This window comes from Salsuginibacillus halophilus, from assembly GCF_003014715.1.
GTDB classification, from domain to species: domain Bacteria; phylum Bacillota; class Bacilli; order Bacillales; family Marinococcaceae; genus Salsuginibacillus; species Salsuginibacillus halophilus.
In genome coordinates, this window is the sequence record NZ_PYAV01000009.1 from 1 (window position 1) to 17,687 (window position 17,687).

20 protein-coding genes, 1 rRNA gene and 1 other annotated feature are annotated in these 17,687 nt (G+C 43.6%); of the genes, 2 read left to right on the forward strand and 19 right to left on the reverse strand.

The window, feature by feature from the left end:
* The 5 genes from B0H94_RS09635 to B0H94_RS09655 form a co-directional block, all read right to left on the reverse strand.
* Window positions 1-187: ribosomal RNA gene (locus B0H94_RS09635) — 16S ribosomal RNA — on the reverse strand; the annotation flags it as partial.
* A 1,359-nt stretch (window positions 188-1,546) separates the two neighbouring features.
* Window positions 1,547-2,032 (reverse strand): chemotaxis protein CheX, encoded by a 486-nt coding sequence (locus B0H94_RS09640; RefSeq protein ID WP_345789041.1) that lies wholly within the window; start codon window positions 2,030-2,032, stop codon window positions 1,547-1,549.
* Between the two features lie 50 nt (window positions 2,033-2,082).
* Window positions 2,083-2,439, reverse strand: a complete 357-nt coding sequence (locus B0H94_RS09645) for a response regulator (protein WP_106589058.1) — start codon at window positions 2,437-2,439, stop codon at window positions 2,083-2,085.
* A 42-nt stretch (window positions 2,440-2,481) separates the two neighbouring features.
* Complete coding sequence (locus B0H94_RS09650) at window positions 2,482-2,943, reverse strand: chemotaxis protein CheW (RefSeq protein ID WP_106589059.1); 462 nt, start codon at window positions 2,941-2,943, stop codon at window positions 2,482-2,484.
* 20 nt (window positions 2,944-2,963) lie between these two features.
* On the reverse strand, window positions 2,964-5,063 hold the full coding sequence (locus B0H94_RS09655; RefSeq protein WP_106589060.1) for a chemotaxis protein CheA: 2,100 nt from the start codon (window positions 5,061-5,063) through the stop codon (window positions 2,964-2,966).
* A 280-nt stretch (window positions 5,064-5,343) separates the two neighbouring features.
* Here B0H94_RS09655 and B0H94_RS09660 point away from each other — a divergent pair, with 280 nt between their 5' ends.
* Window positions 5,344-5,565 carry a KTSC domain-containing protein gene (locus tag B0H94_RS09660; protein WP_106589061.1) on the forward strand — a complete coding sequence of 74 codons (222 nt, stop codon included), beginning with the start codon at window positions 5,344-5,346 and terminating at the stop codon, window positions 5,563-5,565.
* 142 nt (window positions 5,566-5,707) lie between these two features.
* Here B0H94_RS09660 and B0H94_RS09665 read toward each other — a convergent pair whose 3' ends face one another.
* From B0H94_RS09665 to B0H94_RS15195, 13 genes are all read right to left on the reverse strand, one after another.
* Entirely contained in the window at window positions 5,708-7,261 is a 1,554-nt protein-coding gene (locus tag B0H94_RS09665; RefSeq protein WP_106589062.1) for a methyl-accepting chemotaxis protein, read from the reverse strand.
* 111 nt (window positions 7,262-7,372) lie between these two features.
* Window positions 7,373-9,307, reverse strand: a complete 1,935-nt coding sequence (locus B0H94_RS09670; protein WP_245893963.1) for a sensor domain-containing protein — start codon at window positions 9,305-9,307, stop codon at window positions 7,373-7,375.
* 105 nt (window positions 9,308-9,412) lie between these two features.
* Window positions 9,413-9,775, reverse strand: a complete 363-nt coding sequence (locus B0H94_RS09675; RefSeq protein ID WP_181315343.1) for a DUF1516 family protein — start codon at window positions 9,773-9,775, stop codon at window positions 9,413-9,415.
* Window positions 9,776-9,975: 200 nt separating this feature from the next.
* Window positions 9,976-10,161, reverse strand: coding sequence for a twin-arginine translocase TatA/TatE family subunit (tatA, locus tag B0H94_RS09680; protein ID WP_282432541.1), 186 nt, complete (start codon window positions 10,159-10,161; stop codon window positions 9,976-9,978).
* A gap of 81 nt (window positions 10,162-10,242) precedes the next feature.
* On the reverse strand, window positions 10,243-10,986 hold the full coding sequence (locus tag B0H94_RS09685) for an MBL fold metallo-hydrolase (protein WP_106589065.1): 744 nt from the start codon (window positions 10,984-10,986) through the stop codon (window positions 10,243-10,245).
* A gap of 62 nt (window positions 10,987-11,048) precedes the next feature.
* Window positions 11,049-11,333 carry a 50S ribosomal protein L27 gene (gene rpmA / locus B0H94_RS09690; RefSeq protein ID WP_106589193.1) on the reverse strand — a complete coding sequence of 95 codons (285 nt, stop codon included), beginning with the start codon at window positions 11,331-11,333 and terminating at the stop codon, window positions 11,049-11,051.
* Window positions 11,333-11,683, reverse strand: a complete 351-nt coding sequence (locus B0H94_RS09695; protein ID WP_106589066.1) for a ribosomal-processing cysteine protease Prp — start codon at window positions 11,681-11,683, stop codon at window positions 11,333-11,335. Before B0H94_RS09695 ends, rpmA begins: the two co-directional genes overlap by 1 nt.
* A gap of 12 nt (window positions 11,684-11,695) precedes the next feature.
* Window positions 11,696-12,004, reverse strand: a complete 309-nt coding sequence (rplU, locus tag B0H94_RS09700) for a 50S ribosomal protein L21 (RefSeq protein ID WP_106589067.1) — start codon at window positions 12,002-12,004, stop codon at window positions 11,696-11,698.
* A gap of 12 nt (window positions 12,005-12,016) precedes the next feature.
* Window positions 12,017-12,095: a sequence feature (ribosomal protein L21 leader region), on the reverse strand.
* A gap of 48 nt (window positions 12,096-12,143) precedes the next feature.
* Entirely contained in the window at window positions 12,144-13,394 is a 1,251-nt protein-coding gene (locus B0H94_RS09705) for a ribonuclease E/G (RefSeq protein WP_106589068.1), read from the reverse strand.
* Window positions 13,385-14,260: a site-2 protease family protein gene (locus B0H94_RS09710; RefSeq protein ID WP_146139942.1), complete on the reverse strand. Its 876-nt coding sequence runs from the start codon at window positions 14,258-14,260 to the stop codon at window positions 13,385-13,387. The genes B0H94_RS09705 and B0H94_RS09710 overlap by 10 nt, the downstream gene beginning before the upstream one ends.
* Complete coding sequence (locus B0H94_RS09715) at window positions 14,253-15,038, reverse strand: M23 family metallopeptidase (RefSeq protein ID WP_181315344.1); 786 nt, start codon at window positions 15,036-15,038, stop codon at window positions 14,253-14,255. Before B0H94_RS09715 ends, B0H94_RS09710 begins: the two co-directional genes overlap by 8 nt.
* Before the next feature lie 78 nt (window positions 15,039-15,116).
* Window positions 15,117-15,449: a CHY zinc finger protein gene (locus tag B0H94_RS09720; protein ID WP_106589071.1), complete on the reverse strand. Its 333-nt coding sequence runs from the start codon at window positions 15,447-15,449 to the stop codon at window positions 15,117-15,119.
* A 346-nt stretch (window positions 15,450-15,795) separates the two neighbouring features.
* Window positions 15,796-15,966, reverse strand: a complete 171-nt coding sequence (locus tag B0H94_RS15195; RefSeq protein ID WP_181315345.1) for a hypothetical protein — start codon at window positions 15,964-15,966, stop codon at window positions 15,796-15,798.
* Window positions 15,967-16,220: 254 nt separating this feature from the next.
* Here B0H94_RS15195 and B0H94_RS09725 point away from each other — a divergent pair, with 254 nt between their 5' ends.
* Window positions 16,221-16,835 (forward strand): class I SAM-dependent methyltransferase, encoded by a 615-nt coding sequence (locus tag B0H94_RS09725; RefSeq protein ID WP_106589072.1) that lies wholly within the window; start codon window positions 16,221-16,223, stop codon window positions 16,833-16,835.
* Between the two features lie 46 nt (window positions 16,836-16,881).
* Here the strand turns inward: B0H94_RS09725 and minD are convergent, their stop codons facing one another.
* On the reverse strand, window positions 16,882-17,685 hold the full coding sequence (gene minD, locus B0H94_RS09730; RefSeq protein ID WP_106589073.1) for a septum site-determining protein MinD: 804 nt from the start codon (window positions 17,683-17,685) through the stop codon (window positions 16,882-16,884).
* Window positions 17,686-17,687: the final 2 nt, after the last annotated feature.

The window sequence follows — 17,687 nt, forward strand, 5'->3', positions numbered from 1 at the left end:
TATTAGCCCCGGTTTCCCGGGGTTATCCCGATCTGCAGGGCAGGTTGCCCACGTGTTACTCACCCGTCCGCCGCTCGATCCACCAGCGTCATCCCATAAGAGAATCAACTGGTTTCACGCGCTCGACTTGCATGTATTAGGCACACCGCCAGCGTTCGTCCTGAGCCAGGATCAAACTCTCCGATGAACAGGATGTTCGAGTGCCGGTGTTGCAACAGGACATTGCGAACTTAACCGGCCTTCCATCCAATCAAATCGAAGGGATTTGATGTGTTTCGTTTAACGTCAATTATATTGACGGGCGCACTTGCTTTCATTCAGTTTTCAAAGGGCAAATCATGTTCGCACTTTATTGGCGCGGATTTCTATTTTAATAGTTATCAACTTAAAAGTCAACAACTTCTTAAAGAAATCTATTTTCTCAGCGCTGCTTCGCTTGAAGCGGCTCGCTGTTTTTTTGCGCTGTCATCAGCGCGGATTTACTATATTATCACTTTAATAACATGTCGTCAATAACTTTTATAAGTTTTTTTGAGTTCGATGTGTGCCGCGCCTTTTTCGGTGCGGATTGACTAATATAGTAGATCTTTGTTTTGTCGTCAACAACTTTTTTCAACGTTGTTGCTTTCCGCTAAGAACTTAGCTGATCTCTTCAGCGGATAAACCACAATATTAGACACAATCTCTGTCGTCAACAACTTTTTATAATGTTGATGATGTCCGCCGAAAGCTTTACTGCTCTTAATGACTGCTTATAAACGTTGTTAATCACCAGGCTACAGAAAAAGCAGGATCATACCTCAAAAAGGAGACCCTGCAATCACATCCTTATGATCTTCATAAAATGTATCGCTGATTAAACCTTATAATCATTCACTGCCTAAAACGACGATTCACCTCAGCGTGTAGACAAACTTTCAAGAAAAGCGAAGGCTGACGTCGCTTTTCGGCGGACGCTTGCACCCGGAGGGCACAAGTGCGACATCGGTTTGATCTACGCTGCCGCTTGAAGTCACCGTGTCTTCTTAGCCCCCGTCACCGACCCAACTTCCTCGGCAGAAACTCTCTGCCTGCGGGATTTTCGGCTCGCGCTGTTCCTGGTGGCGCCGCCGCCGGTGCTTGTCAGCCTTGCGTCATTTGATGGTCATGAGTGGTAGAGATCTTTTCGATCAAGCAACAGCTACATGAACCAATTTCATAGTGACGCTTCATGAGCGATCAAAACGAACCATATTCATTGGAAATGACGATCATCTGTAAATTGAAAAGTGATCGAAACGAAAGACGGCGACTCCCAGAGGGTCAAGCGCAGGCTGAAGATCCACTTGTTCGAATGGTTTGGATTCGAACAAGTTAGCTGAAGCCAAGCCCTCGGGAAAGCGTCCGTCTGAAAGTGAAGGTTACGTTCATGATTCGGTTTTTACCTCTTAATAAGGAGGTTCACGGAGATTGGAGCAGTAAGCTGCGCGTGAATGTTAAGTTTTCTACTTTGTCGACAGTCTGGATTCACCTGTCGTTATAGAACGAGCGTGTCATCGATCAAATTTTACCGCCTTTTTACTGAAACGTGCACAAGCAACTCACCGATGCTGCTGTTAAGCGGTAAAGTAATAAATGATTCTGGAGAGCGAAATGTTGAGCCACCTTCGTTAATAACTGGTGGTGTCACATCAATATTCACTTCTTCTCTGGATAGCTCAGTAGCTGTTGTACCAGCAATCCAGTTTCCAAACTCCTGGATTGCACTCCAGCCCATATCATCAATCTGGGAAATCTCCATCCCGCCCATCATTGACCCGACAACGGAGCAAGCCGTAGGTTCATCCATTGAACAAATGATCTGTCCTTCGAGTTCCCCGTTCACTCCTAAGATAACAGAAACCTGGCTTGATGGGATTGTTTTATCTGCTAAAAATGGTTGGTCAACATTTACACCCACCCCAAGATGAGAGTCCATGATCGTCGTTGCTGCTCTTGTAATTGCATTTACGTGGGTGGCCTCCACGGCATTCACGCCCTTTCTCGCGACCAAACCAACCGCCCTCTCTTTACCATAAAAAAAGGAAGGCGGCGGATGGAAATTTACATGGCTTTATTAATGGCTTCCATTACACGGTCAGCTTGAAACGGCTTGACAATGAAATCTTTAGCTCCTGCCTGGATTGCATCAATCACCATCGATTGCTGCCCCATCGCCGAACACATAATTACAGTTGCGTTTGAATCAAGCGCCTTAATCTCTTTTAAAGCTTCTAAACCATCTTTTTCCGGCATCGTAATATCCATTGTCACTAAGTCCGGTTGTTGATCTTTAAAAATCTCAACAGCCTCTTCTCCGTTAGCTGCTTCGCCTGCAATTTCAAAATCGTTTTTTTGAAGAATATCTTTAATCATCATCCGCATAAATGCAGCATCATCTACAATTAAAACTGAAGCCAATCTAGACACCTCTTTTACTTACACCTGGAATTTTTTAGAATTTTATACACCAATTGTTGAACGGTCATGCAGTACCTTATCAAGATTAAGCAGTGTGAAGAGCCTGTCCTCAAGCTTCACGACACCACGAAGGTATTCCTCTTCCACGCCACCGACGACTTCTGGTGTCGGCTCAATGTCTCCTGTGGTAATATCAATCACATCATTTGCCCCATCTACAATCAAGCCTAGCTCAATATTATCTTTAGAAAGTACCAAAATACGGGTTGCCTCATCATATGCTTTTTCTTCTAAACCAAAGCGGCGCCTTAAATCAACAACTGGTGTGATGACACCGCGAAGGTTCATAACCCCGATAATATGTGCGCTAACCCGTGGGATACGTGTTACAGTCTGCATCCGTTCAATAGACTGCACATGGTCAACTTCTATTGCATATTCTTCATCTTTTAACTGAAAGACAATGACTTTTAAGTCTTTATTATTTCCCTCTTCTTCTGCCAATTTTCCTCCTCCTCCCCGGTTTATTTAATTAATGCATTCGTATCTACGATTAAAGCAACTTGCCCATCACCAAGAATGGTAGCTCCTGAAATTGCAAACACATTCGTTAAGTAGCTTCCGAGAGATTTTAAAACAACGTCATGTTGACCGACTAATGAGTCAACAACAAGCCCGGCCATTTTTTCACCCTTACTTACAAGAACAACAGAGTAATACTCGTCTTCAATACCAGCTTCCGGTACTTCAAATACATTTTTCAAGAAAACGAGCGGAACAACGTTGCCCCTGAAATCAATGACTTTTTGATTGTGAGCGCTGTACACATCTTCTTTATTTACAATTGCTGTTTCCACAATTGAAGAAAGCGGAATCGCATATTTTTCTTTTTGCAGCTCTACCAGCATTACATCAATGATCGACAACGTTAACGGAAGCTGAATAGAGAAGATGGAGCCGACATTTTGTTCAGAATTAACGGTAACGACCCCGCCAAGCGATTCAAACGTATTTTTCACTACATCTAAACCAACCCCACGGCCGGAGACATCCGTTACTTGGTCAGCCGTGCTTAAACCTGATTCAAATAAGAGGCCGAAAATTTGCTCATCACTCATCTTCTCTATTTCTTCTTGCGTTACTACCCCATTACTCAATGCTTTATTAATTACTTTTTGTTGATTGATGCCGGCTCCGTCATCTTCAATCTCAATAAAGACGTTATTACCGCTATGGTAAGCTCGCAGCACAAGGGTGCCTTCTTCACTTTTTCCTTTGTCCAAACGTTCGGCAGGCGTTTCTATACCATGGTCGATTGAATTACGGATTAAGTGAACGAGCGGATCGCCAATTTCATCAATAATTGTACGGTCCAGTTCGGTTTCAGCGCCGTAAATATCAAGATTTACCTTTTTACCTAAATCTTTTGAGAGACTTCTTACCATGCGTGGAAAGCGATTAAATACTTGATCCACAGGCATCATGCGCATATTTAAAATGATTTCTTGCAAATCCCCTGAAATTCTTGACATTCGTTCAACAGTCTCACTTAATTCATTATTGTCAAGTTCGCTTGAAATCTGCTCAAGACGTCCACGATCAATAACAAGCTCTTCAAACAAGTTCATAAGCACATCTAAACGTTCGATACTGACTCGAATCGTCTTATTGGCTTCACTAGGCTTTTTAGTCGTCTCGTCTTTGTCATCTTTCTTCTGTTGCTGAGGTTCGAGCTGTTGTACAGGCTGTGAGCTTTCAGGAGATTCTGCTTTAGCAGAATCTTTACTACTTTGTCCCTGTGCTTCAGTTTTTGGCTCTGATTCTGCCTCGCTGTTTTCTCCTAATTCTTCTGGATCGATCAAGATAATTTCTATGTTTTGAATCTCAGAAATGCGATTGATACGCTCATTTAAATCTTCTTTAGATTCTTTTGTTACAAGGGTCACAATAAATTCATGATCAAAATTTTCTTCTTCAAGCTCATCAACCGGCGGCGTTGATTTAATTACCTCACCAGCTTCTTCAAGAATCTCAAACACCATGTAAACCCGGGCTGCTTTTAACATCGTATTCTCATCTAATGTGATTCTAATTTGATAAGGACTAAAGCCCTGCTCTTTTGACTGGGTGATCACGGTTAATTCAAATTCATCATAGCTCTCACCTAAATTTTGCGCCCCTCCACCTACTTCGGTTTGTGCATTTGCTGCAGCTACCTCGGCACTTCCGGCGGCTGATGGTGCCTCGCCGCGCTGAATCGCTTCAAGCTGATCGGCTATTTGTTGAATATCGCGCTTACCACTTCCGCCCTCTGCAATGTCGTTAATCATTTCTTCTAGGTCATCGACAGAATCAAACACAACATCAAGGATTTCAGATGATGCTTCAAGCTCTTCATTTCGAATAAGGTCAAGTACATTTTCCATTGTATGCGTTAAATGTGCTAAATCCTCAAATCCCATGGTTGCAGCCATACCTTTTAATGTATGCGCCGAACGAAAGACTTCGTTTACAAGCGATAAATCATCAGGTTCTTTCTCTAACTGAAGAAGACTGTCGTTTACCGTTTGTAAATGTTCTTGACTCTCTTCAATAAACACGTCCAAATATTCGCTGTTACTCAACGTACAATCACCCCTACTAATCAATAAGCGCAATATCACTTATGTATTCTTGAAAACATATGCGCACATATGCTTGAAGTTTTAAAACGAAAGTTAATTGACTGCACTTGTTTTCTAGTACCTTCATTGTACAACTTAAGACACAATCAATAAAGGGAAATCTTTCAACCCCTCACTTATATTTTCTCTGCTGGCACCATAGTTTTTCATAAAAGCATGTTGGGTATATACCATTAATACCGTTCTCGCTTTTTATTTTAAGTATAAAGGAGGCTGTGTCATGAACCAAAATTACGAGCCTATGGGGAGCAGTCAAATTCAAGAAGTGAAGTATGACAAGCGTACGCGCACTTTGTATGTCAAAATGAAAAACGGAAAAACGTACATTCATTATGATGTACCAGAGCTCGAACACGTCAGTCTGCAATCCAACAGTGAACAGGAAAATTATTATTTAACTCACATTTACGATTCATATCGGATGCGAACTATTGAACCTTAAGTAGAAAGGGGCTCTTCCACAAAGGAGGCCCCTTTTTTCATACATAAGAACTATGACTTACTTCACGTTCCTGTGATTACTTGCTCGAAAAGAAACTTTAGCCAAGTCACTTCGGATTGCTGATATTTATAAACCATCTCTTTTATGCAGGTTTACGAATTTCACTTTCTTCATTCGAAGCATTGATTTCCTTCTGTTTTGCTGGCGTCTCTTCTTCATGTTTATGATTAACTCCGACAAGCAGGGCCAAATGTTCGTTCTTAGCATTTAAATCTGAAAACTGCTGATTTAATTGATTCAAGTAATTGTTCTGCTGCTCTACTCTAGCAAACGCTTCTTCTGCCGCAGCACTTGTTGTTTCCGTCACATCAACTGTCTCTGTCATTCCACGGCGCACTTGTTCTTTCCCTTTTTCCGCCTGTTTCATTGCTTCAGTTACACATCCTGCATACTGCTGCATCTCCTTGGTGTTCGTCATAATTTCTGTCAGCCGCAGCGTTACCTGTTGATAAGCACTCATACTTTTTTGAAGGATGTCACCTCCGACATGAACACGATGCTCGGCAGCTTGTGTTTCATTTTCAATTCCTTCAAGAATACTTTGAACTTGAAGCACCGACGCTTGTGTGTCACTAGCAAGTTTGCGCACTTCGTCTGCTACAACAGAAAAGCCTTTACCGTGCTCACCTGCCCGGGCCGCTTCTACTGATGCATTTAATGCAAGTAGATTTGTTTGTTCACTCACATTTTCAATTGAATTTACAACACCTTCAATTAAAGCAGCTGAGTCACGTAAAGCGTTCATTTTGTTCTCAATTTGTTTAAACATATCTTCAAGGCTTAATACGGATTCGTTAAGTTCCTCGATCTCACGCTGTCCGGCATCTAGTGATGATCGATTTTGACCCGCAGTTTGTTCGAGTGCATCTGCACGATTTGAAGCCTCTTGAATCCGCTCTCCTAAAAGATCTACATCATTGTTCATTGAAGAGATCGTTTCACTTTGTTCTTCAGCGCCATCAGCTACCGTTTGAAAAGATGACGATACATCATCGGAAGCTTCATGCATCGCATTTAAAAACGAATTCATCTCTTCAGAAAACTGTTGTACTTCAGAAGCATTTACAGACACTTCGCCAAACACATGCTGTAGCTCTTCCTGCTTTAAGGTTGCTTCTTTTTGTTTTTCTTCAACAGTGTGCTGCATATCCTGACCGATTTTTGCTTGCGTAATTAAAACAGCACAAATAATGATCATAAACACATTTAAAGAGATTAACACATCCATGCCTGCCCCTAAAAACATCGTTTCCTGATACTGAAGAAAAAACCAGTTCGTCATAAAAAGACCGGCAATACCCCCTCCAATAATCGGGCGGTACATATGATAAAGCGTCATAAACACAAGCAGCACATAAACCATTAAATAATTTGACAACTTGGGGGAAGTTGCTGCCATGACGACAGCCACCACAGTGTAGCTAATCACAAGGACGTAGGGAATTAGTTGTATCATTACGCCGCGCCAAACAAGCCATGTTACAGCACTTACAGCCGCTGCACCTGTTAAAGTATAGGCAATGATCCCCTGCAAACTAACATCCGCAATAACATTACTGAACAAACCAAAGATAAATGCTGCCCAAAGGAGTTTTACAACCAGCTTGTTTCGCTTAGCAATTTCATTAATCGCCACCAACTACAGCCCCTTCCGTTGAAATGAATGAATCTTCAGTCAAGTTTAACTGTATAGATTGTAACCTTTTACCAAATGGAATTCAATGATAAATCATATAAAAACGCCGGCTTAATCTTCTGCCGGCGTTTGACGTAGTAAGTTTGAAAACTGATCTTCTGTCAAGGGGTGACTGAATTTGTATCCCTGCAAGAGAGGGTTCCCATAAGTTTTTATCGTCTCCCACTCAAATTCCGTCTCTACACCTTCTACAACAACCTTCACATTAAAAATTTCGCCAAGCTTTAACATCGTATGAACCATCGCCCGTCCACGCTCGTGATGGACCATCTTTTTCACAAACGACTGATCCACTTTGAACACATCAAACGGTAGTTCATTTAAATGCTGTAAAGAACTGTACCCTGTACCGAAATCATCTAATGAAATTTTCACACCAAGTTTTTTCAACTGCTGTAATACTTTGTAGGTTCGTTCAATATCCATCGTTACAGTTTCAGTGACTTCTAGCTCCAAACATGTCGGCGCAAGACCAGTTTCTAAAATGATGTTTTCCACTTTGGTCACAAAGTCTTTCTGCATGAATTGTTTCATACTCACATTCACTGATATCGGGATCTTTGTGTCATACGTTTGTTGCCACGCCTTCATCTGTCGACACGCTTGTTTCAAAACTTGATGGCCTAAATCGACGATCAAACCTGTATCCTCTGCAACTGGTAGAAACTGTCCAGGAGCGAGCATCCCACGTTGTGGGTGATTCCAGCGCACCAAGACTTCTACTCCGCACACTTTTTCACCATCAATATGAAACTGAGGCTGATAAAGCAGTTCAAATTCATTTTGCATCAATGCTTTTTGTAAATCATTTTCTACGTAAAACCACTCTGCAAAATCCTGACTCATTTGTGATTTGTATACACGAATATTTTCAACAGGATCATTTTTTGCTTTGAACATAGCAGCATCTGCAGCTTTAATTAACATGTCAGGCGTTGTCCCATGTGCAGGATACGTAGCTGCACCAATACTTGCCCGTAAATGAAATTCAAATCCATCGATCTCTAAAGGGGGGTGTAACGAAGCTAAAAGACGTTCAGCTACATATTCAACTTCATCTGCTTCTTTCACATGAGAGATTAAAAGCATAAATTCGTCACCACCAAGGCGGACAAGCAGGTCGGTTTTTCGAACATTGCTTTGCAGTCGTGCAGCTAATAATTGTAATACTTGATCACCAACGACATGACCTAGCGTTTCATTAATGAGCCGGAAGCGGTCAATGTCAATAAACAATACCGCACACTGTGTACGATCCTGCTCAGCTTGTAGCAGCGCATCCTGGAGTTTTTGCGACATGACAAGCCGATTAGGTAAACCTGTTAGGGCATCTTCATGCCAACGTGAAAAGCCAGCAAGCGGTGAAGTGTTGTCTGTGACCATTTCGATAACGTAATACGCTCCGCCCTCCTCCGGCACAAAGGTGCAGTGCACCCGTTCGATCTCGCCACCAATTTGGTTGACGTTAGCTGCACGATGAAAGGCATCTTCATGTTCAGGATCTTCAAGCCGGTCATAAACCCAATCTGACGTAAACTCCGGAAAAAATGCGTTAAGGTGTTCACCAATATATTTACGAGCCGGTTCCCCAACAAAGGCTTCAAACGCTTCATTCATATCTTTGATCACACCAGCGCGACTTGTAAGCAGCAACGGTTGAGGCGATTGCTGAAAATAATGGGCCATAGATTTTACACTTGTGCTGCCGGCTTGCTCAGTTTCTCTTAATATTATTCGACCGCTTGAAAATTTCATAAATTGATATGTATAAGTTCCGCTCATCTCTCGAAACTGCAGGTCTAGCATGGTCTGTTCACCTTTTTGGACTGCTTCTTGTAAAGCAGCTGCTGCAGCCGGGGTCAAATAACTTCCTATTTGTTCTCCCTCAACCACTTGAGGCATTGATGAAGGTCGTATAAAAGCATCTAAGATTTTACTGTCTGGGGTAAGTAAAAACATGCCTTGGTCGTGGTTCAAATCATACATATACAAAATTGGCACCTGCTTTCTAAGTCATCTGTTTGTGTAGAAAAAGAGCTATTCTGAAACGTATCAGAACAGCTCTTTTGAGGTCTTTTGCAAAGTTGTAAGTTATAAAATGACACCAAAACCGATGAGAACGACAACAATGAGTGCAATGACAAATTGAAGCCAGTAATATTTTTTCATGCTGTCTGTCATGACGCCACGTTTCGTGCGTCCAAGCATTGCTTCCATAATATAAATGAGCCAAAGCGCAAGTACTGCTTTAATGATGTAAGCTACAGGAAAACCTAAACCGAACAACATATAAACGCCGGTAACAATCATAACAATATAAAACAGACGGGCAATTTGATGTAATATGAAGTATGGTTTTTGATTACCCTTCGCCAAGTTTATGTAAGCAACCAAAAATAAAATGACGAGAATCAACCATCCAGCTCGGTGGATCATATCCATTACAGTATACATGTTAGCCTCCCCCTTTCTCTTTTTTAATGTAACTTCATTATAATACAAACAATCACACATGAATATCCTCACACGCTTTTGTCACACATCGTTACGATCTGCGGCATGTTAAGATATCAATAAAAAAAGAGCGCCGCTGCAAAACGCTCCAGCATCCGCTTAACAGTTACTGGTATGCTGCTTGTACGCTCTTATTTTTATTATTTTTTTTCAGTGTCATCACTTTTCTTATCGTCATCCATCATACCTTTTGTGGATGATTTGAACTCTTTTAATGTTTCACCAAAAGCCCGGCCGATTTGAGGCAGTTTGCTTGGACCAAAAATTAAAAGCGCAAGGACGAGGATTAAAATTAAACCAGGCACACCGATATTCATTGGGTTCATCGAATCATCCTTTTCATATTAACTGATTACATTATAACGCGGGACGTATGAAAGTAAAACCCTGAAGCCCGGTTGTTTTCCTTACGATTTTGTAAACGAAAACGTCCAGCCGCTCACAGCAACATCGACAGTTCCGGAAAAAACTTTAGAAGCCTCTGTTTGCAAGTCTTCATGATTACCAAAATGAGGTAAATGTGTTAACAATAACTGCTTTGCATTAGCTTGCTCGGCAAGCTTAGCGGCTTCTTCACTGTTGATATGGCCGATGTGACTCCCATCCTGCCCTGCATATAAACTGCATTCTGCTACAAATAAGTCTGCATCTTTGCCGGCTTCAGCCAACTCTGCCATGTATCCAGTGTCGGCTGTATAAAACAAGGTGCCATCAGTATGTTCAACCCGCATTGCATAAGTCGGTACAGGATGATCGCTTTTTGTAAATGTAAATTGAAAAGGTCCAAGCTGAAGCGGTGCCTCGCTCGTATAAGTGCCCCGCTCCACAAAAGGCGGTGCACTCAACTGGTTGGCAAACGCTTCATCTTCATCATGTGTGTAAATCGTAAGCGGCCGCTCACCACCTTCGTTATAGTGCCGCAAAATCCGATGATAGTGCAGTACTTGAGCGTCAGCTGCGTGATCGTGGTGGTGATGGGACAAAACAACAGCATCTACATCGTTTACCGATATGTAGCGGGCAAGGTTTGAAATGACCCCGCTGCCGCAATCGATAAGCACACGATATCCGTTCGCTTCGAGCAAATAGCCGGAAGTTGCTTCGCCAGCTTCTGGATAACCATGCCAATACCCAACAACTGTGAAATTCATTAGACCACTCCTTTTTGAAAAAACCCGGCTTCCTAAATGGAAACCGGGCTCTTTACAGGTAGTTACGCTTCCTGTGGATATACGCTTACCTTTTTACCGCGCTTACCGCGGCGCTCAAAGCGTACCACGCCGTCGCTTTTTGCAAACAGCGTGTCGTCACCACCAATTCCTACGTTTTCGCCAGGGTAGACGCGCGTGCCGCGTTGACGTACAAGGATGGAGCCGCTTGTTACGTTCTGGCCATCTGCGCGCTTCGCACCAAGACGTTTCGAGATCGAATCACGACCGTTCTTCGTGCTCCCGACCCCTTTCTTCTGGGCGAAGAATTGAAGATCAAGATTCAGCATCATGGTTCTTCACCTCCTTTAACATCGTGAATTGTTATAAATTCATTGTATGAGGCAGCGATCGTCTGCAGGGAAACAAGCATACCTTCAATTAGAAGTTGAACCTGCTCCCTATTTGAACGAGCCAACTGCTCCGGTACCGTGCAGGAAAGATAACCGCCGTCTTCGCCCTGTTCAACATTCAGAGCTGTATCTGCAAGTTCGTAAACTGCATTAACAGCACCAAATGCTACAGCTGAAGCACCGGCACAAACAAGATCTTCCCCATGCGGCCCGGCGTTGGCATGACCATCCATTGTAAAGGATGTAATCCAGCCTGACTGCTCGCGTGCCACGTGAACATTAATCATGCCATCCTCCGTTTACGCGTCGATCTTTTCAATCACGACTTTTGTGTACGGCTGACGATGGCCCTGCTTCTTCTGATAGCGTTTACGACGCTTAAACTTGAAGACAAGGACTTTACGGCCTTTGCCGTTTTTCTCGACTTTGCCTTTTACCGTTGCACCTTCAATGTATGGTGCGCCGACTTTTACATCATCACCGCCGACAAACAAAACGTTATCAAACGTTACTTCGTCGCCAGCTTCAGCGTCAAGACGCTCAACGTAAATTTCCTGACCTTCTTCAACTTTAACCTGCTTACCGCCGGTTTCAACAATTGCGTACATTCTCTGCACCTCCTATGGACTTAGACTCGCCACAATGTCAGGTGCCGCAAAGCGGACTTTATAACCTGTTCGTGAGCGGTTGAAGTTTGGGTGCTCCAAACAACGAACAAAAGAATTTTACCATTGCCTCGCATACGTGTCAATCGGTGAACTTAAAGCCTGGAATGATCGACTCTTTAATGATGTTTCCCTCTCCATTGCACAATGAACATAATTGCTTTGCTTCCTCTAGCCAGCTGCTGCCGGTTCGTTTGCGGGTAAGCTCAACTAGCCCAAATTGAGTGATCCCTCCCACATTCGTTTTTTTACGGTCATCTTGAAGTTTCTTTTTGAGCAATTGTAAAACATTTTCTTTATCAACTTCATCTGCCATATCAATTAAATCGATGACAATTAAACCACCGATATCTCGCAGTCTCAGCTGACGAGCAATTTCAAGAATGGCTGTTTCATTTGCCTTTTGTATTGCTTGTTTGCGACTGTTTTCTTTTTTAAATCCACCCATATTTACATCAATGGCTGTCAAAGCTTCCGTACATTCAATCATAATCGAACCGCCACCGGCAAGCGGTACCTTTGGTGTAAAAACGTGCTTAAGTTCAGCGCATACATTTTCAGCTGCAAATGTTGAGCCTTGATTTATCATTTCAACCGTTACGTTCCTGGCACCAAATCGGCTTAAAAAATCTTCAGCGGCAGCTGCATCGGCTGGGTGATTCACAATTACACGGTTAAGTAAACTCACAGCTGTATCGGTTAGTTTTTGTTCAAGGAAAGAAGCGGAAGGAGAAACGACGGCAGGCGCATCCGCTCTTGCATCCTCGTGAACATAAGCTGCTGTTTTTCGAAGCCTGTCCGCTTCTTTTTTCACTTCAGTTTCGGTCATTGCAGCTGCTTCTGTACGCAAAATAAAACCTTCGCCTGGCGCAGCCCACGTTTTTAAAGTTTCGCGCCAGGCAGCCCGACCGGATTCAGATGCTAAGCGTTTCGAGACGCCTATTTCTTCACTATTTGCGATGTATACAATGCCTCTGCCGTTAAATTTTAATATGGTTGATAACTTCGGACCTTTTGACTCTACTTCTTCGCGTCGAACTTGAACGCGAACACACTCTCCTGGCCGCAGCCAGTCTTGAATCTTTGCTCCTTCTTTTATTGACGCATCAGCGCGAAACGCTGCTAAATCTTCAAGGTGCAAAAGCCCTGCCTTCGAGCGTCCGACATGCACAAACGCTGCATTCATGCTCGGCATTAATTCCGTCACAACCCCATCAACAATTGTTCCAGCTGCAAGCGCACCGGCACGCCGCATATCTACTTCTACAATTTGCTTTTCTTCTCTAACCGCCGACCAAACGGCTTCTTCAGTACGGTCAATGATTAATTCCAACCATTTTTCACCTCGCTTTCATTACCAATGACATCTTCAAGCCGATCCTGCCACCGGCTTGAGCGAAAACTTTCTTCAAGCAACTTTTTCTCATGTAGAACTTCTCCGTCAGGCTGAACAATAAATACGGTTCTTTGGTGCAGACGTAACTGTGAAAGAGCAGTTTTCACCGGTGTTTCCGGCGGGAGCTTGCAGATGCGTGGTGTTCGCTTTTCTAAATGCTTGAACGACTGCTGTCTCTCAAGAAGAAAACGCATATACACATACGGACGGGATTTATAAAATTGATAATGATGCATGAATAAAAACGCTGCAAGCACCCACCACTGCAAGTGACCAGCCTCGCCTGCAATCAGTACAGCAAGTATACCACTAAACACCACCCAGGAAACAGCTGCAGCCGCCTGCTGTGCCGTTTGAAACGAAAAAACTTGCGCTGACAATACTTGTAACAAACGACCACCATCCAAAGGGAGAACAGGAACAATATTGAGTAAAAGCAAAGCAGTATTCATTTGAAACAACGTATTGTAAGTATCTATCGATAATACCGGAGTTTGAACCAATAAAAAAGCAGCCGCCGCCAGCAGCAAGTGCATAGCAGGGCCGGCCAATATTACTGTAACTTCTTCTTGAAACGGACGGTTCGGGCCTTGATCAAACTCAGCAGCCCCGCCAAACGGAAATAAAACAATGCGGCGAATCGTCCAACCAAAGGAGAACGCTGCCGCCGTATGCCCGCATTCATGCAAGAAGATGATGAGCGAAAATAAGAGAAGCTCACGAAAGTGCCCAGTCAGCACAGCCGTTCCGATAATCAACCAGCAGACCGGATGGATCCGCACAGGGGGCAGCCGTCTATTCAAAAGTCATCACATCCAACGGGTCAATAAACTCTCCGTCTTCTTTCACACCGAAACTGAATTGACGCTTGTCTGTCCCTTCCTGCACTGCAGCTTGTCCGATAACATCACCGGCGCTCACGTGTTCATATAGTCCGACATCTACGTTTTCAAGCATGCCGTACCATGATTCATCCCCGTTTTCATGCTGTACAGCCACCGCTTCACCCCAAGTTTCACTTGCGCCTGCATGAATCACAACACCACCTTGGGCTGCTTCCACCGTTCCACTTTCAATGGTTTCCAATCTAATGCCGCGTCCATGTTCAGAAAAAGGCTCAGCAATAACACCTACAGCTGGTGCCGCATAGGAAACTTCAGCAGCAGGGTCCTCCACTGTTTCATCACTACCAGCGATCTCCGGCATATAAGGCAGTGGAGAACCAAAGTTTTCTTCATACCAGGAAGCAGCAGCGGCAAATTGAAAATGGTCCTGAAAAGAGGACTCAACGGCCTGCTGTACCGGCACAAGTCTTGGATTATCAGCTTGAAACAACATACCGATGATTAAAAACAAAAACAAAGCACTTAACCATTGCACGAGAAAGCGGTGCTGCAGCTGCTTTTTACGTTTTGGTTCATCTTTGTAAGCTTGCTGCCACGCGTAAAACTCCGGCTCATGCTGCTGCATCTCTTCGGGCCCCGGATGGTACGTATAAGGCAGCGGCTCGCGCTTCTTTTCGTCAACATCCCGCTGGCGAGCCCTTATTTTTCGGGCAATTTGTGCTCTTCGGCGATCCATAATCATCCCTCCGCATGGAGCTTTCACCCACAATAGTGAATGTAGTTCATGCTATGAGGTTGTACAACAAGTTATGATTCAAGAGAAATACCATTTGGCATGTTGTTTACAGTTTGGGTTAAATGGGTGATCGCATTCCGGGCATTGGTCGTTTGCTGTTTGATAAACTTCTTTTGTCATTTTATAACCACAGTTTCCACACATGACACAGCCTTCCTTCCGCCTGGAAGCAGGAAAGGGTTGAAACGGCCGATTCATTACAGCTTGATGGCAGCGTGCACACGCATAAAAGCTGTCACAACAAGCGCAGGCATTGCTAATAATATCAACTGCTGTATGATAATGCTGGCATCGACTTTTTTCATCAAGATCCAATCCGTAAACCGGTGTGTGATCCACATTGATTTTCATAAATCATCCCGCCTCTTTTTTATTTATCGCAAAAGGTCATAGCAAAAGAAAAACCCCCAGATTTACTAGGGGATCCAGCGTGTAGGCAAGCTTTTAAGAAAAATGAAGGCTGGTGTCGCTTTTCGGCGGACGCTTGCACCCGGAGGGCACGGGTCTATAGACCTTTAATTCACGCGCAGGTTACTGCTCACTTACCTTAGATGTAAACAGGATCAAAACAAAATATGCGACACCTTCTGGCTGAAGAAAGCCCCATTAAAAAACATCCGTCTAGCGTGAAGATGGCTTCGGTTTTATCCTCTTATGACGCATGATGACATTCATTCACATACTAAAACCCTCAGATTTACTGAGGGATCGTTTCTGTCTCAGCTCTTACTTTTGCTTTCTCTTGGAGGAGACGTAGTTCTGTTGTATAGCGACGAAAATCTTGTTCTGTCTCAGCGCTGCGGATTTTTGTCTCCAGCTCCCTCTGCTTCGCTTCTTCTTCAGACGTTAAATAACGTTCTTTCATCATCTCTGATTCCTCCTATCCATGAACGGCATGATCCGTGGCAGGTTATCAGGACACTTAAGCAAGCAGGACGTTTAAAGTTCATAAAATATTCAATCTATTTGTATGATAGCACAAGTTGTCCGCGTTCGTACAGTATTTAAGTTTTCTTACAGAACTGATTTAAGGTTGATTGTACCGAAACGTTTTCGCACTTCGTAATACGCGTAAGAGCTCTATGTTACAATGGCGAAAACACGAATAAAGCGGTGAATGTTATGCTAAAAGATACCGGAGAACGAATTATACCCGAAAATATGTCTTGGGATAACGGCATGTTAATTGAACACTTAGCACGCTATCATTTTGCTGTACCTTATGTACACGGACGAACACTTGATATTGCTTGCGGTGCCGGCTATGGGACGAAGCTGCTTGCGAAAAAAACGAAAAAACAAGGAACTACGCTTGTCGGTGCAGATATCGATGAAGCTTCTCTTACTTACGCAAGAGCGAATTACCACCATCCAAACACTACCTTTTCTTACGCTGATGTGAACGCACCGAATGCGCTCGAATCCCTTGGGATGTTTGATACTATCGTTAGCTTTGAAACGATTGAACACGTCCCATCCGACGAAACCTTTATCGCCGCAGTAACTCAATGCTTAAAACCGGGTGGCACACTCATCGTTTCTACACCGTTTGGAAACGGCCGCGGGGAGCCGACCAATTCACCATTTCATTATCATCAATTGACCGAAGCTGAGTTTTTGAACTTATTTAAGGCATTTCATGCTGAACTGTTCTACCAAAGCGGTCCACTCATCGAATCAACGAAACGAAAAAAACACTACCCGCTCGGCATTGCAGTGGCTCATAAACCGATATAATCATTGAAAAAAGCCGGAACCGTAATTACGGTTCCGGCCTTTTTATTTAAGATGTTTTTCCGACGCCAAACATCCGCTTCAGCTTATTCATGAAACCTTCTTTTTCCTCAAGAGACATAAGCGGTACAGACTCACCGAGAATACGCCGGGCAATGTTACGGTAAGCAAGACCGGGCTTTGTCGATGGATTCATAGCAATAGGCTCCCCTTGCTGGGCAGCTTTCAGTACGTTTTCATCGTTAACCACCATACCTAAAAGATCAATAGCAAGGGTGGAAACGACATCATCTACATCTAACGCATCTTCATAATCAGAGCGCACGATGGGTACACGGTTTACAATAAGTTTCGGTGCTGCTAAGTCTTCCTGTTCTAACAAACCAATAATCCGGTCTGCATCGCGTACTGCAGAGTTGTCCGGAGTTGTTACAACAATCGCTTGATCTGCACCTGCCACTGCATTTTTATAACCTTGCTCAATGCCGGCCGGGCAGTCAATTAATAAATAATCATAGTGCGGCCGGAGCTCTTGAACTAAACTTTTCATCTGTTCCGGCGTCACAGCGGACTTATCTGTCGTCTGTGCTGCCGGCAGCAAATGGAGGCAGTCGAATCGTTTATCCTTTACAATCGCCTGCTGCGGCTTACACCGGCCTTCAGCTGCGTCGACTAAATCATAAATAATCCGGTTTTCAAGCCCCATAATGACGTCAAGATTACGAAGCCCAATATCTGTATCGAGCAGGCAAACGTGCTTGCCCTGCAAAGCGAGCGCCGTGCCTATATTCGCCGTCGTTGTTGTTTTTCCTACGCCGCCTTTCCCAGACGTAATCACTATTGCCTCTCCCACCA

Bases quoted from the DNA above. Each gene is read 5' to 3' on its own strand.
- B0H94_RS09715 (WP_181315344.1), bottom strand. From the start codon at position 15,038: ATGGATCGCCGAAGAGCACAAATTGCCCGAAAAATAAGGGCTCGCCAG.
- B0H94_RS09675 (WP_181315343.1), bottom strand. From the start codon at position 9,775: ATGTATACTGTAATGGATATGATCCACCGAGCTGGATGGTTGATTCTC.
- B0H94_RS09725 (WP_106589072.1), top strand. From the start codon at position 16,221: ATGCTAAAAGATACCGGAGAACGAATTATACCCGAAAATATGTCTTGG.
- B0H94_RS15195 (WP_181315345.1), bottom strand. From the start codon at position 15,966: ATGATGAAAGAACGTTATTTAACGTCTGAAGAAGAAGCGAAGCAGAGG.
- rpmA (WP_106589193.1), bottom strand. From the start codon at position 11,333: ATGCTGAATCTTGATCTTCAATTCTTCGCCCAGAAGAAAGGGGTCGGG.
- tatA (WP_282432541.1), bottom strand. From the start codon at position 10,161: ATGAACCCAATGAATATCGGTGTGCCTGGTTTAATTTTAATCCTCGTC.
- rplU (WP_106589067.1), bottom strand. From the start codon at position 12,004: ATGTACGCAATTGTTGAAACCGGCGGTAAGCAGGTTAAAGTTGAAGAA.
- B0H94_RS09660 (WP_106589061.1), top strand. From the start codon at position 5,344: ATGAACCAAAATTACGAGCCTATGGGGAGCAGTCAAATTCAAGAAGTG.
- B0H94_RS09685 (WP_106589065.1), bottom strand. From the start codon at position 10,986: ATGAATTTCACAGTTGTTGGGTATTGGCATGGTTATCCAGAAGCTGGC.
- B0H94_RS09670 (WP_245893963.1), bottom strand. From the start codon at position 9,307: ATGTATGATTTGAACCACGACCAAGGCATGTTTTTACTTACCCCAGAC.
- B0H94_RS09695 (WP_106589066.1), bottom strand. From the start codon at position 11,683: ATGATTAATGTTCACGTGGCACGCGAGCAGTCAGGCTGGATTACATCC.
- B0H94_RS09720 (WP_106589071.1), bottom strand. From the start codon at position 15,449: ATGAAAATCAATGTGGATCACACACCGGTTTACGGATTGGATCTTGAT.